The sequence below is a fragment of the Vibrio brasiliensis LMG 20546 genome (assembly GCF_000189255.1).
Taxonomy (GTDB): domain Bacteria; phylum Pseudomonadota; class Gammaproteobacteria; order Enterobacterales; family Vibrionaceae; genus Vibrio; species Vibrio brasiliensis.
Map to the genome: position 1 here is coordinate 1 of NZ_AEVS01000115.1, position 14,471 is coordinate 14,471.

The 14,471-nt window shown below is 45.2% G+C and carries 14 protein-coding genes; 5 read left to right on the forward strand and 9 right to left on the reverse strand.

Features of this window, described 5'->3' with window-relative positions; translation table 11 throughout:
* Positions 1-159: 159 nt before the first annotated feature.
* The 5 genes from treC to gmhB form a co-directional block, all read right to left on the reverse strand.
* The gene (treC, locus tag RH46_RS20880; protein ID WP_006881515.1) at positions 160-1,842 is read right to left on the reverse strand and encodes an alpha,alpha-phosphotrehalase; all 1,683 of its coding nucleotides are present in this window, start codon (positions 1,840-1,842) and stop codon (positions 160-162) included.
* Between the two features lie 77 nt (positions 1,843-1,919).
* Positions 1,920-3,344, reverse strand: a complete 1,425-nt coding sequence (gene treB / locus RH46_RS20885; protein ID WP_006881516.1) for a PTS trehalose transporter subunit IIBC — start codon at positions 3,342-3,344, stop codon at positions 1,920-1,922.
* Positions 3,345-3,547: 203 nt separating this feature from the next.
* Positions 3,548-4,495, reverse strand: coding sequence for a trehalose operon repressor TreR (gene treR, locus RH46_RS20890; protein WP_006881517.1), 948 nt, complete (start codon positions 4,493-4,495; stop codon positions 3,548-3,550).
* 68 nt (positions 4,496-4,563) lie between these two features.
* Positions 4,564-4,908 carry an MliC family protein gene (locus tag RH46_RS20895; RefSeq protein ID WP_006881518.1) on the reverse strand — a complete coding sequence of 115 codons (345 nt, stop codon included), beginning with the start codon at positions 4,906-4,908 and terminating at the stop codon, positions 4,564-4,566.
* Positions 4,909-4,953: 45 nt separating this feature from the next.
* Positions 4,954-5,505, reverse strand: a complete 552-nt coding sequence (gmhB, locus tag RH46_RS20900; protein ID WP_006881519.1) for a D-glycero-beta-D-manno-heptose 1,7-bisphosphate 7-phosphatase — start codon at positions 5,503-5,505, stop codon at positions 4,954-4,956.
* 223 nt (positions 5,506-5,728) lie between these two features.
* On the opposite strand from gmhB, the gene metN reads away from it, so the two are divergent.
* The 3 genes from metN to RH46_RS20915 are packed head-to-tail and all read left to right on the forward strand — an operon-like array spanning position 5,729 to position 8,287.
* Complete coding sequence (gene metN / locus RH46_RS20905) at positions 5,729-6,763, forward strand: methionine ABC transporter ATP-binding protein MetN (protein ID WP_006881520.1); 1,035 nt, start codon at positions 5,729-5,731, stop codon at positions 6,761-6,763.
* Complete coding sequence (locus RH46_RS20910) at positions 6,753-7,430, forward strand: methionine ABC transporter permease (RefSeq protein ID WP_006881521.1); 678 nt, start codon at positions 6,753-6,755, stop codon at positions 7,428-7,430. The genes metN and RH46_RS20910 overlap by 11 nt, the downstream gene beginning before the upstream one ends.
* Positions 7,431-7,477: 47 nt before the next feature.
* Positions 7,478-8,287, forward strand: coding sequence for a MetQ/NlpA family lipoprotein (locus tag RH46_RS20915; RefSeq protein WP_006881522.1), 810 nt, complete (start codon positions 7,478-7,480; stop codon positions 8,285-8,287).
* 43 nt (positions 8,288-8,330) lie between these two features.
* On the opposite strand, the gene RH46_RS20920 is transcribed toward RH46_RS20915, so the two are convergent.
* From RH46_RS20920 to RH46_RS20930, 4 genes are all read right to left on the reverse strand, one after another.
* Positions 8,331-9,113 (reverse strand): substrate-binding periplasmic protein, encoded by a 783-nt coding sequence (locus RH46_RS20920; RefSeq protein ID WP_006881523.1) that lies wholly within the window; start codon positions 9,111-9,113, stop codon positions 8,331-8,333.
* A 196-nt stretch (positions 9,114-9,309) separates the two neighbouring features.
* The gene (locus tag RH46_RS20925; protein WP_006881524.1) at positions 9,310-10,896 is read right to left on the reverse strand and encodes an AbgT family transporter; all 1,587 of its coding nucleotides are present in this window, start codon (positions 10,894-10,896) and stop codon (positions 9,310-9,312) included.
* Positions 10,897-11,271: 375 nt separating this feature from the next.
* Complete coding sequence (ykgO, locus tag RH46_RS21975; protein ID WP_005380299.1) at positions 11,272-11,397, reverse strand: type B 50S ribosomal protein L36; 126 nt, start codon at positions 11,395-11,397, stop codon at positions 11,272-11,274.
* The gene (locus tag RH46_RS20930; RefSeq protein ID WP_006881525.1) at positions 11,398-11,658 is read right to left on the reverse strand and encodes a type B 50S ribosomal protein L31; all 261 of its coding nucleotides are present in this window, start codon (positions 11,656-11,658) and stop codon (positions 11,398-11,400) included.
* A 118-nt stretch (positions 11,659-11,776) separates the two neighbouring features.
* Between RH46_RS20930 and tsaA the strand changes: the two genes are divergently transcribed.
* Together tsaA and RH46_RS20940 are read left to right on the forward strand one after the other, a co-directional pair.
* Positions 11,777-12,472, forward strand: coding sequence for a tRNA (N6-threonylcarbamoyladenosine(37)-N6)-methyltransferase TrmO (gene tsaA / locus RH46_RS20935; protein WP_006881526.1), 696 nt, complete (start codon positions 11,777-11,779; stop codon positions 12,470-12,472).
* Positions 12,473-12,584: 112 nt separating this feature from the next.
* Positions 12,585-14,300: a proline--tRNA ligase gene (locus RH46_RS20940; RefSeq protein ID WP_006881527.1), complete on the forward strand. Its 1,716-nt coding sequence runs from the start codon at positions 12,585-12,587 to the stop codon at positions 14,298-14,300.
* Positions 14,301-14,471 lie beyond the last annotated feature (171 nt).

The window sequence follows — 14,471 nt, forward strand, 5'->3', positions numbered from 1 at the left end:
AAAGAAACCAGCTCATTGAGCTGGTTTTTTTTCGCCTCAACATAACTCACTGACATACTATTTCTCTATCTATCTGATGCTAAAACAAAAAAAGCCCCGTCACTGCGGGGCAAGTACCAGAGCGGGTGAGCTCTGGTGAAGCAAACACTATAGGGGGTGTTAGCTTTCTAAAAGAATAATGCGTGTCTCGTATGGTCTAAGTAGCTGTTCTCGACTCACCTGTTGCTCTAAATCAGCATAGTTACCTAACACATATCTGGCTTTGGATACATCAAAGCTATCCGGCAAGCGACATTGCGTATCTTGACCATAGTAGTTGTTCAGACAGATCAATGTCTGAGCTTGAGATTGACGCTGGTAACCAAACACTGCGTCATGATGTGGATAAAGATCAAGGTAAGTGCCTGTGGTTATTACCTCCAACTCTTTACGCAATTCAATCAGTTTTTGATAGAAGTAAAATACAGAGTTTTCGTCATCTAATGCAGATTTTGCATTCACTTCACGGTAGTTAGCTGCAACTTCGAGCCAAGGTTCACTTTTCGAGAACCCTGCATACGTATCCTCATTCCACTGCATAGGAGTGCGCGAGTTATCGCGAGATTTTTGCGCTAAGATGGCCATCATCTCATCATGTGCGACACCTTGTTGGTTAACCATAATGTCGTACATATTAGTGCTCTCGACATCACGGTATTGCTCTATCCTGGTGTAACCTGGGTTTGTCATACCAAACTCTTCCCCCTGATAGATATAAGGTGTGCCCTGCATCATATGTATTGATGCTCCAAGCATTTTTGCTGACTCGAGGCGATACTCCTGATCATTACCCAAACGGCTAACGACACGAGGCTGATCATGGTTACACCAGAACAGAGCTCCCCACCCTTTGCCATTAAGACCGGTTTGCCAGTGGTTGAAAATCTGCTTGAGCTGAATAAAGTCAAACGGCGCCTTGGTCCACTTCTCACCATTGGGATAATCCGCTTTTAAGTGGTGAAAATTAAACACCATCGACAACTCTTTATTATCAAGCGAAGAGTACTGCTGACAATGGTCAAGGGTAGTCGAAGACATCTCTCCTACAGTGACACTGCCGTACTTTTGGAATACTGCGCTGCTGATTTCTTGGAGGTATTCGTGAACACGCGGACCATCGGTATAGAAGCGTCGTCCATCACCAATATCGTCATTGGGAAAGTCTTGCTGCTTAGAGATCAGGTTAATCACATCCAGACGGAAACCATCTACCCCTTTTTCAGCCCAATAGCTGATGACCTCTTTAACTTCAGCGCGAACCTGAGGGTTTTCCCAGTTAAGGTCTGCTTGCTGTTTAGCAAACAAATGCAGGAAGTATTGACCTGTATCTTCATCCAACTCCCAGGCACTGCCACCGAACTTTGACTGCCAGTTGTTTGGACGTTCTCCGTCGACCGAGTCACGCCAAATGTAGTAATCGCGATACGGGCTGTTCTTGTCGCCTAGCGCAGACTGGAACCAATGATGCTCTGTTGAAGTATGATTAACCACGATATCCATAATAATACGGATACCACGTTGATGTGCTTTTTCAAGCAACTGCTCAAAGTCAGCCATGGTGCCGAAATCTGGATTAATCGCGTAGTAATCTGAGATATCGTAGCCGTTATCTATCATCGGAGATTGGTAGACAGGGGTTAACCAAATAGCGTCAATACCTAACAGTTTGAGATAATCGAGCTTAGAAATAATGCCTTGTATATCACCAGTCCCTTTACTGCCGCTATCACAAAAGCTTTTTGGGTAAATCTGATAGATGGAAGCGGTCTTCCACCAATTTGCATCATTAGCGATTGTTGTCATTTCTAAACTCACTTACCAATAAGAAAAATCTTTGAAAAGAGGAGCGACGAATGCCGCTCCTAAATAATGTCGTTGTATTAAGCGTTTGCAGGCTCTAGCTCGCCTTTGCTCTGTGCGCGCTTGTAGAAGAAAAGAGTCAATGCTGCAGGTAGTGCGATTGCCACCAGCATCGCAATAGCATAGATACCCCAGAATTGTGGTTGAATAGATAAGATGCCCGGCAGACCACCAACACCGATACCATTTGCCATAACCCCAGCACTACCACAGATTGCCGCAGCAACAGCACTACCGATCATTGCGCTTAGCATAGGGAACTTGTACTTAAGGTTAATACCGTACATCGCAGGCTCGGTAACACCCAGATAGGCTGAGATTGCTGCTGGTACAGAGATATCACGCTCGCCATGCTTTTTACTGATGATAATGATACCGACAACAGCTGACGCCTGAGCAATGTTTGATAGAGCAATCAGAGGCCAGATTGGTGTACCACCAAGGTCTTGCATTAATTGCAGGTCAACAGCGTTAGTGGTGTGGTGAATACCTGTAATAACCAGAGGTGCGTAAAGGAAACCAAACACCATTGAGCCAATCACCGCAAAATCACCTGTCATTGCCGCTTTAGCTGCGAATGCCACACCATCACCCAATACGCGACCAAATGGACCGATTAGAGAGTGCGCCAGAACGACAGAGACAATGATAGAAACAAAGGGTACGACAACCAGATAGAGGTAAGAAGGGACGATTCGCTTCAGATTGGTTTCAATAAACGCCAGTGCTATACCCGCTAACATTGCCGGGATCACCTGCGCCTGATAACCGACTTTTTCAATCGCAAACAAGCCGAAATCCCACACTTCAGGTACCTGTTTACCGATCAAATACGCATTCATTAGCTGTGGTGAAACCAAGGTCACACCCAGAGTAATACCCAGGATTGGCGTTCCACCAAGCTTTTTAACTGTCGACCAACAGACACCAACCGGTAGGAAGAAGAAGATCGCTTCACCAATTAACCATAGGAAGCTATGTACCGTTGCCCAGAACTGGCTGATTTCAGTGAGCGACTGGCCATCAAACATTTTGATGTCGCCGATAACATTACGAAAGCCCAGAATCAGACCACCAGTAATGATCGCAGGAAGCAGTGGTACAAAGATTTCAGCAAGATGGGAAATACCACGTTCCAGGATATTCATATTCTGACGAGCGGCTTGTTTTGCTTCATCCTTCGATGCTTCGCTCTTACCTGATAACTCGATCAGCACTTTGTATACTTCATCGACTTCTGTGCCAATGACTACCTGAAACTGACCGGCATTAGTAAAGCACCCTTTGACGAGTGATAACTCTTCCAACGCCTTCTCATCAGCCTTGCTGGTATCATTTAGTACAAAACGAAGGCGAGTCAGACAGTGACTTACACTGGCGATATTATCTCGTCCACCGACTCGTTCAATCAGACGCTCAACTTCTTGTTTCGCTATCTTACTCATATCCATGTCCACCCTAATTGGATTCTCATTCATCTGTTGTCAAAAACTTTGACGTTCAAACTGACTAGGCTTTTTTATATTTATGGGAATGTTCCCATTCGTGCTTATTATATTGTCAGATCTATCTCAAGAGAAAAATGGGAACAGTCCCATAAATTGAATGAGATCACAGTATAATTTTAAAACACTTTGAAAATAATGGCTTAGATTAACACTGGCTGCTGAGTGATATGGACCTGTGAAATCTCACCATTAACTTGTGAAATCAGAAGGTTAGCAGCCCTTTGCCCTGCCTGAGCATAGCCAGGGTCAATACTGAATACTTTAGGGAAAAGGAAAGAGAGTAGTTCATTGCCCCCCACACCGGTGACGATAATGTCTTCGCGATCTAACTCCTGAAGACGTTTGATAACTCCCAAGGCTAAAGTATCACTGGCACAGACAATCGCATCAGTGCGCTCACGCAGCACTTTGTCGACCAGTTGGTAGGCACTTTCATGGTGTAAGTGACCAGTTTGATAGTTGGGCTCAATTTGTTGTTCATGACACCAGTTTAAATAAGCCTCCAGGCGGACTTTACCCGTCGTTTTGTCACTCGGGTCAACGCCAATGAAAGCGATATTACTCACCTTTTGTGAGTTAAGGTGTTCCAAGGCCTGCACTATCACGCCAGTGTTATCGTAGTTAATCGACGATACTACATCGGTATCCATCGCGATCACCACCGAGCGATTGTGCCAACTTGCCAGCTTTGAAATATCAAAATCACTAAAACCAAATACGATAACACCATCGACATTGCGCTTTTTCAGAACGTCGAGATGTTCATTGGTTTTTTCACGGTCAAACTGACTCTCCATGATCACGACATCATAGCCCGCGGCATACAGGGTATTGAGCATGCTCCCCACCGCTTTATTTTCTGAGGGAGAATCAAGACGGGAGATAATCACACCAACCACTTTCTGACTGCCACCACGCATTGCCTGAGCCGATTTAGATGGTACATAACCAGACTCCTGGATCACCTGCTCCACTTTGGCACGAGTTTCCGGCTTAACCTTGGGATCATTGGTTAATACACGAGACACTGTTGACTTACCAACGCCAGACAGTTTTGCGATATCAAGAATGGTTAACTTTTTGCTCATAGATTATTGGGTCTAGTGGTTCAACGTTAAAAGGAGGCTTGCGCCTCCTTAAAGCTATCCTGACAGAGTTATTGGCTGATGCAGTTTTTATACACTACACGCCCTAGCTCAAGACGGGCTTCTTTGCCTTTGGTATAAAGTGTCACAGGGTTTAGAGTCTGTGCGGTACCGTCGTCAAGAATATACTTAGTACCAGAACCCGAAGGAACTTGTACCAGACGGTAATCATGTTCAGGCAACCTTAACAGAGCCAGGGGCTCATTGGGCATAAATGCCACTTTAAAGGTTTTATCTGCACTGCACTGATAAAACGTAAAGTCACCTTGATAGGCACTGTCACGCTCTACTGCATTATATGAACAAGCCGTTAAGCCGAGTCCAATTATGGTCGTGAGTAACAATCGAAATGTCATGATTCCCTCCACACAAGTTCAGCTACGCAGGCAGCCCAAGCTTAATTACTGCGCGAGATATTCCGGCACTTGCTTGATGCTATCTAGCACCACTGTCGCCAGTTGCTGACCTTTTTCCGTTACTGGCTTACCAGTACGGACAAGGATTTTAGTACCGACACCAGCCGCTTCGGCCGCCATCATATCTTCAGCTTTATCACCAACCATCACAGAGTTGGCCATATCAATTTTCAAAAAGTCACGAGCAGAGATAAACATCCCCGGCTTTGGCTTACGACAGTCACAATCTTCTTTATATTTACCCTGACCGTGCTCGGCATGGTGCGGACAGTAATAGATACCATCTAGCTCAACACCATTATCCACGAAGTTCCAATCCATCCATTGAGTCAGGGATAAAAAGCGATCTTCACTGAACATGCCACGCGCAATACCAGACTGGTTGGTCACCAGAACTAGCTGATACCCCATCTCTTTGAGCTTCTTCGTCGCCTCAAAAACGCCATCAATGAACTCAAAATCGTGTTCGTCATGCACATAGCCGTGATCGACGTTGATTACGCCATCTCGGTCTAGAAAGACTGCAGGTTTTGCCAAAATATGCTTCTCGTTTTTACTTTGATTAATAAGAATTATTGCACGCTTTATTTCTTTCATCACTATCTAATTACTAATCGTTTGGCCAAAAAATACGTTTAGACGTCTAGACGTAAAAATATCTATTGACACAAATCACGCAAAGCCATAGCATCCTCTAGTAAATGAGATGTAGCTCAAAATATTCTTCTGCTGCTCATCCAATCTGATAGTGGGTTTCTCGATGATTGAAATTAATCAAGTAAACAAGGTTTTCTACCAAGGCACTAAGGAAATTCATGCCTTGAGAGAGATTAACCTTCATATTCCTCAGGGAACAATCTTTGGTGTTATTGGCTCATCAGGAGCAGGGAAAAGTACGCTTATTCGTTGTGTAAACATGTTAGAAGCACCAACTACGGGCTCAATCGTGGTTGATGGTGTCGACCTCACTAAGCTGTCTAAATCTGAGCTAAGTGAAGCACGTCGTAACATCGGTATGATCTTCCAGCATTTTAACCTGCTCTCTTCACGCAGCGTGTTTGACAACGTCGCGCTCCCTTTAGAACTGGCCGGTAAAGACAAAGCACATATCACGCAAAAAGTGACTGAGCTGCTTAAATTAGTCGGTCTGGAAGATAAGCATGAAAGCTACCCAGCAAACCTGAGTGGTGGTCAAAAGCAGCGTGTTGCCATTGCTCGCGCACTCGCTTGTGACCCGAAAGTTCTGCTTTGTGACGAAGCGACCAGTGCTCTCGATCCAGCAACAACTCAATCGATTCTTGAGCTGCTGAAAGAGATTAATCGCAAGCTAAGCATCACTATCCTACTGATCACTCATGAGATGGATGTAGTGAAAAGCATCTGTCACGAAGTGGCGATCATTGGTGGCGGTGAACTGGTAGAGAAAGGTACGGTTGGCGAGATCTTCGCTCACCCGAAAACAGAACTTGCTCATCAGTTTATTCGTTCAACGCTGGATCTCTCTATTCCGGAAGATTATCAGGCTCGTCTGCAACAAACGCGTGTTGAAAACAGCTACCCGTTAGTGCGCCTGGAATTTACTGGTGCGACAGTGGACGCCCCTTTAATGAGCCAGATTGCGCGTAAGTTTAATATTGATGTCAGCATCTTGAGCTCTGACCTTGATTACGCCGGTGGTGTTAAGTTTGGCATGATGGTCGCGGAACTGTTTGGTAATGAACAAGACGATAATGCTGCCATTGAGTTCCTACGTGAACACAACGTAAAAGTAGAGGTACTGGGTTATGTCCTTTAATGAAATTTCACAGTGGCTGAACTTAAACAGCAATCTGCTGATTGGCGCAACATTAGAGACACTCTACATGGTTGCCGTAGCAGGTATCGTAGGCTTTGCAGTCGGTATCCCACTCGGCGTTATTCTGCACACCAGTAAGAAAGGTGGCTTACTAGAAAACACTAAGCTCAACAGTGTACTAGGCGCTATTGTTAACGTTGGTCGTTCAGTGCCATTTCTTGTATTGATGGTTGCCATTATTCCAGTAACCAAGCTGTTGGTCGGCACCTTTATCGGTACAACGGCAGCGATTGTGCCTCTGACGATTGGTGCGATTCCATTTGTTGCCCGCCTTATCGAAGGTGCTTTACTAGAAGTACCGACAGGTCTGGTTGAAGCCGCGCAATCAATGGGGGCGACACCAATGCAGATTATCTCTAAGGTACTGCTACCTGAAGCAATGCCAACAATCGTCAACTCAGTAACCATCACGCTAGTAACGCTCGTTAGCTACTCGGCAATGGCAGGTACTGTTGGGGGCGGTGGTCTGGGTGACGTTGCAATCCGCTACGGTTTCCACCGCTACGACGTAGTGATCATGGCTGTCACTGTCGTGATGCTCATCGTACTGGTACAAATTATTCAATCTATTGGTGACGCGATTGTCCGTCGTGTAGATCACCGCTAATAACAAATTAAACATTAATCACAGATTTTATTTATAAGGAGATAGTGATGAAATTCAGTCTTAAAGGTATTTTGGCTATCGCAGCAGCAGCGTCTGCACTGGTTCTTTCAGGTTGTGGCGAAAAAGAAGTCGACACTAGCAAGATCAAAGTTGGCGTAATGGCAGGTGCTGAAGCACAGGTTGCTGAAGTAGCAGCAAAAGTGGCTAAAGAGAAATTCGGCCTGGATGTTGAGCTGGTCACTTTCACTGACTACGTAACGCCAAACGCAGCACTGGATGATGGTTCAATCGATATCAACGCATTCCAACACAAGCCATACCTTGATCAACAAGTTACGGATCGCGGTTACAAACTGACTATTGCTGGTAACACTTTCGTTTACCCAATCGCAGGTTACTCTAAGCAAGTAAAATCTGTTGATGAGATCCAAGACGGTGCACGCATCGCAGTACCAAACGATCCAACTAACCTAGGTCGTTCACTGCTTCTTCTTGAGCAACAAGGTCTGCTAAAACTGCGTGAAAACGTTGGTCTACTGGCAACGGTACGCGATATCGTTGAGAACCCGAAAAACATCACTATTGTAGAACTTGATGCAGCTCAGTTGCCTCGTTCACTTGATGATGTTGCTCTTTCAGTAATCAACACGACTTACGCAAGCTCAATCGACCTGACTCCACAAAAAGATGGTGTTTTCGTTGAAGATAAAGAGTCTCCATACGTAAACCTGATTGTTGCGCGTGAAGACAACGTACAAGCTGAAAACGTGCAGAACTTTGTTAAGTCTTACCAGACTGAAGAAGTTTACACAGCAGCATCAGACATCTTCAAAGGTGGCGTGGTTAAAGGCTGGTAATCACTCACTAGCGAAAACAAACAATAAGGGCTGACATGATACGTCAGCCCTTTTCTTTTGCAGCTTGTTCCCTCAAGCGTTCAAAATATCCGTCAATGATCGCTTCATAGCGCCCATCTTGCTTCATAACTTCCAGAACCTCGTCAAAACGCCCACGCAGCCAAGTGTGTTCTCTCAATTTAGAAAAAGCGATATAACTGGGTGTCGCCTCAATGGGCGGAGAGAGTATATCGAGCACCTCCTCCATCCCCTCGCTGGCAATAATACTGCGCGCACCAAAATCATTATTAACCCACACATCTGCACGCCCGGTTCTGACCAGATGTGCACACTCATTGGTTTGATTACGCTTAAACACCAACTTAAACCGATTCTCTGCTAACAAAACATCAATTCGTTTACCGTAACTCACTCGATTGACAACGCAGATCGTCATATCGGACAGGTCATCGGTTAGGAAGTTATCACTACGAATATTGCTATTAACTCTGGCAACCAAGCTGATGTTTTGGGTAAACAGTACCTGGTGACTAAAATCGGCAAACTGTTCTCTTTCAGGATTCTTAAATGCTGTAAATATCGCGTCGGCCCGACCAAACTGGACATTGCTCAGAGCCCTCGCCCATGGCAATACCTGAATCGAAATCGGCACATCTAACTCTTTAAACACCGCCTCAACCAGCTCAACAGCAACACCGGATAACTCCCCTTCTTTGCTAACAATGTAAGGCGGGTAATCAAGAGTAACTAATTGAATCGGAGTTGCACTCCAGCAATAAGAACAGAGTCCAAAAGTCAGCACCAAAAACGCGACACATCGAGTCATAACGGGAGAGGTTAACTACGACTAATTAGGTCAAACGACGCTACACCACAACAAATACCGCTGCTTGATTAACATTCGACCTCCTCACTTGATGCTATAAAAGTAAGTAAAGTTCACCGCCCTAGCTTGTCAAATTAAGGCAAGAAAAAAGCCAGAGCAAATGCTCTGGCTTTCAGTTCAGGGTTTTCTACATCAATTAAGGCGTGTAGTAAGTTGCCGCACCAGGACCAACTGGTAGGCCTAATACAAATACCCATACGTAGAACAGTAGACTCCAGCCAACAATGAAGCAGATAGAGTAAGGTAGCATGGTCGCAATTAGCGTACCGATACCTAGATTCTTCATGTAACGTGTCGCTACTGCCAGGATAAGACCGAAGTAACTCATCATTGGAGTAATGATGTTTGTGGTTGAGTCACCGATACGGTACGCAGCCTGAATTGTTTCTGGCGCGTAACCTACCAACATGAGCATTGGTACAAAGATAGGTGCTGTTACTGCCCACTGTGCAGAAGCAGAACCGATCATCAGGTTAATGAAGCCACACATCAGGATAAATGCGAAGAACAGCATTGGACCAGTCAGGCCAATCTCTTGCAGGAAGCTTGCACCAGCAACCGCAAATACCTGACCGAAGTTAGTCCACTTGAAGAATGCAACGAATTGAGCCGCAAAGAACACCAGTACAATGTACATGCCCATTGAAGACATAGACTTCGCCATCGCATCAATCACGTCGCGGTCTGTCTTCATTGAACCTGTAACTTTACCGTAAACAAAGCCAGGGATTGCAAAGAACACAAAGATAAACGCAACAATACTCTTCAGGAATGGAGAGCCTGCCACAGTACCTGTCGCAGAGCGTAGCACGCCATCTTCAGGAACGATTGTCCAAGCTAGCAAAGCTGATACTGCTAGTACCGCAAGACCAGCCAGTTTAAGACCCTTCTTCTCGATAGCAGTTAGTTTGCCCATCGTGTCTTGAGACAGGTCTTCAGAAGACTCTTCTTCATTGTATTTGCCCAGTTTAGGCTCAACGATTTTCTCAGTAACAAAAGCACCGGTAATCGCAATGAAGAAAGTCGATACAAACATGAAGTACCAGTTAACTTCTGGACCAACAGTGTATGAAGGATCAATCATTTGCGCAGCTGTTTCTGTAATACCAGAAAGCAGTGGATCAACAGTACCGATTAGAAGGTTGGCAGAGTAACCACCAGATACACCAGCAAACGCTGCTGCAAGACCTGCAAGAGGGTGACGTCCCAAAGAGTGGAATAGCATTGCTGCTAATGGGATAAGTACGACGTAACCAAGCTCGGATGCAGTGTTAGAAATGATACCTGCAAAAACAACCGTTACAGTAACCATGCGTTTAGACGCACCCATAACCATACCGCGCATTGCTGCAGATAGTAGGCCTGAATGCTCAGCGATCGCAACACCTAACATAGCGACCAGTACAGTACCTAGTGGGGCAAAGCCGACGAAGTTCTTAACCAGGTTAGTAACGATCAGTTGTAGACCTTCAGCATTGAGTAGGCTGACAACATGGATCATGCCATCTGCTGAACGACCTTTCGCGCCTTCAGGGCGAGGATCCATAACAGATACTTCAAAGTAACCAGCAATACCGGAAGTGACCAGGATTGCTAAACAGAAGATGGCGAAAAGAGTGATTGGGTGGGGTAAAAGGTTCCCCAAATATTCAACAGTATCAAGAAAGCGCGTGAACAACGGCTTTTTTGGCGAGTTTTGTTTAATCGAAGCAGATGAACTCATCTGTTCCCTCCTTGTAGTTATTCCTGTGCAAATGTGACAAAAATGTTCCAAATGCCGGGCAAGGTTACTCGACAATATACTCAATTAGAAATTCAAAATGTTACAAACTGTGTAATAAATCATATAAATTAACTTCATTTGAACAAATAATTAGCAAATTGAACCAATTTTAAACTAGAAATTAGAATTATAATTTGCAACCAGACATTCAAGTTGGTTATATGACAAAAGCTAAGCTTTTGATTCAAGAGAGATGAAAAACGAGCTATTAAGAGGAAAGAGGCTAAATATTTTCCTCGCTTAATAGCTCAGATATTTAAAGGTGGGATTACTGTCGGAGGCTGTTTTTCTAACCGATATTCAACAATGCGATAACTATTTCTGAACCGCTTTAAATCTTGGGTTAGTTTTACAAATCACATAAAGCCTTCCTCTGCGTTTGACGATCTGACAATCAGGATGTCGGCTTTTAGCACTTTTTAATGATTTAACCACTTTCATCTATTTATCCCCTTTTTCAAACTGGCTGAAACGACGTCTGAAGTTAGCCACTCGGCCCTCTTTCTGAATAACTCGTTGCTTACCTGTATAGAAAGGGTGAGATTTTGATGAAACCTCAACGGTGAAATAGGGATAAGTTTTACCATCGCTCCATTCGATAGTGCGATTAGTTTGTAAGGTTGAACCGATCAAAAAGTACTCATCGACACTGGTATCGTGAAAAACAACAGTTCGATATTCAGGGTGGATATTAGCTTGCATATTAAATTTGCCTTAACTGTTATGTTATAACATATTAATTAATAATCATTCTCAACAATGTTTGCAAGCTTTTTTTGTGTTACTTTTGCTGAATCAGTAGTCCCCGAGTGAAAAGACCATGTATTCCGTAGAGCCAATCGGTTTTATTGAAAGCCCATATAAAGAGAAATTCGCTGTCCCACGCCAACCACGTTTAGTGCCTGCAGCACGCTCTCGCGTTAGGTTGACCGGAGAAGCAAATAGTCCAGAAGCGCTGAGAGGCATCGAGCAGTTCTCTCACATTTGGCTGTTGTTTTTGTTTGACCAGAATTTACAGGCGGGATGGAAGCCAACCGTTCGTCCACCTCGACTTGGCGGCAATGAACGCATTGGTGTATTTGCTTCACGGTCGACCTTTAGACCAAATGGCATCGGCATGTCGGCAGTAGAAGTCAAAGGGGTGACGAAGCTTGGGGATCAGATCTATTTGGATCTTGGTAATGTCGACTTAGTTGATGGCACCCCCGTTATCGATATCAAACCTTACATTCCCTACTCCGATGCTGTCGCTGAGGCAAGTGCGGGCTATGCCGAAGGTGAGCCTGATACCTCTCCAGTCAACTTCTCTGCAGCGGCATTAACTAAGTTGCAGCAGCGCCCTGACAGTGAGTATCTCAAAACAGTGATCGAGCAAGTATTAGCGCAAGACCCTCGCCCGGCTTACAAGAAAAACAAGCCTGACAACAAGGAATATGCGGTAAATTTGTTCGATCTGAACGTCAAGTTCACGGTAACGGATAACTTAATAACAGTTACTGCGATTGAAAGCTTTTGACAAAGGCAATTGGCTGATATTATAAGCGGCTAACAATTTTCCCCTCAGTGGGACCTCTATACTCCTGTCCATTCCGGCTTGAGTATCTAACTTTAATAAACGGATAAGTTAAATGCGTACCAGTAATTATCTTCTTTCTACTCTGAAGGAGACTCCAAACGACGCAGAAGTAGTGAGCCACCAGCTCATGCTACGTGCAGGTATGATCCGTAAGCTGGCTTCAGGTCTATACACCTGGCTACCTACTGGTCTACGTGTACTGCGTAAAGTCGAAAACATCGTTCGTCAAGAGATCGACAATGCAGGCGCTGTCGAAACATTGATGCCCGTTGTTCAGCCGTTTGAACTATGGGAAGAGACAGGTCGTTCTGAGAAGATGGGTCCTGAGCTACTTCGCTTTACTGACCGTCACACTCGTCCGTTTGTTCTTAGCCCAACAGCTGAAGAAGTGATCACTAGCCTTGTGCGTAACGAAGTGAGCTCTTACAAACAGCTTCCGCTAAACCTGTACCAAATCCAAACTAAATTCCGTGACGAACGTCGCCCACGTTTCGGCGTAATGCGTGCACGTGAATTCTGCATGATGGATGCATACAGCTTCGATATAGACAAAGCTGGTCTGGAGAAATCTTACCAGGCGATGCACGATGCTTACTGTAAAGCATTCGACCGTATGGGTCTTGAGTACCGTCCAGTACTGGCTGACTCTGGCGCTATCGGTGGTAGCGGCTCTCAAGAGTTCCACGTACTCGCTGAAAGCGGCGAAGACCTGATCGCATTCTCTACTGAGTCTGATTACGCAGCGAACATCGAAAAAGCAGAAGCAGCAGCTCCTGCTGGCGATCGCGCAGAACCGACTCAAGAGATGACTCTTGTTGATACGCCAAACGCGAAAACTATCGCTGAACTCGTCGAGCAGTTTGATCTACCGATTGAGAAAACCGTTAAGACTCTATTCGTTAAAGCATCTGATGAAGTAGACGCGGACATCATTGCGCTAATCATCCGTGGCGATCACGAACTAAACGAAGTGAAAGCAGAAAACCTTCCTCAAGTAGCGGCTCCTCTAGAGATGGCTACAGAAGAAGAGATTCGTGCGCTTATCGGTGCTGGCCCTGGTTCTCTTGGCCCTGTTGGTCTAGAACTTCCATTCATCGTAGACCGCACTGTTGCTGTAATGAGCGACTTTGGCGCAGGTGCTAACGTTGATGACAAGCACTACTTCGGCATCAACTGGGGTCGCGACGTTGAGCTGGGCCAAATTGAAGATCTACGTAACGTAGTAGAAGGTGATCCAAGCCCATGTGGTAAAGGTACCCTAATGCTTAAGCGTGGTATCGAAGTGGGTCACATCTTCCAGCTAGGTAACACTTACTCTGAAGCAATGAACTGTGGTGTTCTTGGTCCAGATGGTAAGAACGTAATCCTGGAGATGGGTTGTTACGGTATCGGTGTATCACGTGTTGTTGCTTCTGCAATCGAACAGAACCACGACAAATACGGCATCATCTGGCCAGACGCACTAGCGCCGTTCCAGGTTGCGATCGTACCGATGAACATGCACAAATCTGAAGAAGTTAAGGAAGCTGCTGAGAAGCTGTACGCCGAACTGACTGCTATGGGTATCGAAGTACTGTTCGACGACCGCAAAGAGCGCCCAGGTGTAATGTTCTCAGATATGGAGCTTATCGGCGTTCCTCACACTATCGTGATTGGTGATCGTTCTATGAAAGAAGGTAACTTCGAGTACAAGAACCGCCGTTCAGGTGAGAAGACTGCAGTAGCGATGGCTGACATCGTTGAGCACGTTAAAGCGCAACTAGCTTAAGTAAACGCTTAAAAATACAAAAGGCCGATGGAGACATCGGCCTTTTTTTTGAGAGTCGAGAGTCGAGAGTCGAGAGTCGAGAGTCGAGAGTCGAGAGTCGAGAGTCGAGAGTCGAGAGTCGAGAGTCGAGAGTCGAGAGTCGAGAGTCGGAATAATTATGTCTTTTTAAGG

Excerpts from the sequence above, each read along its gene's own strand:
- treC (WP_006881515.1), bottom strand. The coding sequence starts at position 1,842 with ATGACAACAATCGCTAATGATGCAAATTGGTGGAAGACCGCTTCCATC.
- treB (WP_006881516.1), bottom strand. The coding sequence starts at position 3,344 with ATGAGTAAGATAGCGAAACAAGAAGTTGAGCGTCTGATTGAACGAGTC.
- treR (WP_006881517.1), bottom strand. The coding sequence starts at position 4,495 with ATGAGCAAAAAGTTAACCATTCTTGATATCGCAAAACTGTCTGGCGTT.
- RH46_RS20895 (WP_006881518.1), bottom strand. The coding sequence starts at position 4,908 with ATGACATTTCGATTGTTACTCACGACCATAATTGGACTCGGCTTAACG.
- metN (WP_006881520.1), top strand. The coding sequence starts at position 5,729 with ATGATTGAAATTAATCAAGTAAACAAGGTTTTCTACCAAGGCACTAAG.
- RH46_RS20910 (WP_006881521.1), top strand. The coding sequence starts at position 6,753 with ATGTCCTTTAATGAAATTTCACAGTGGCTGAACTTAAACAGCAATCTG.
- RH46_RS20915 (WP_006881522.1), top strand. The coding sequence starts at position 7,478 with ATGAAATTCAGTCTTAAAGGTATTTTGGCTATCGCAGCAGCAGCGTCT.
- RH46_RS20920 (WP_006881523.1), bottom strand. The coding sequence starts at position 9,113 with ATGACTCGATGTGTCGCGTTTTTGGTGCTGACTTTTGGACTCTGTTCT.
- RH46_RS20925 (WP_006881524.1), bottom strand. The coding sequence starts at position 10,896 with ATGAGTTCATCTGCTTCGATTAAACAAAACTCGCCAAAAAAGCCGTTG.
- ykgO (WP_005380299.1), bottom strand. The coding sequence starts at position 11,397 with ATGAAAGTGGTTAAATCATTAAAAAGTGCTAAAAGCCGACATCCTGAT.
- RH46_RS20930 (WP_006881525.1), bottom strand. The coding sequence starts at position 11,658 with ATGCAAGCTAATATCCACCCTGAATATCGAACTGTTGTTTTTCACGAT.
- tsaA (WP_006881526.1), top strand. The coding sequence starts at position 11,777 with ATGTATTCCGTAGAGCCAATCGGTTTTATTGAAAGCCCATATAAAGAG.
- RH46_RS20940 (WP_006881527.1), top strand. The coding sequence starts at position 12,585 with ATGCGTACCAGTAATTATCTTCTTTCTACTCTGAAGGAGACTCCAAAC.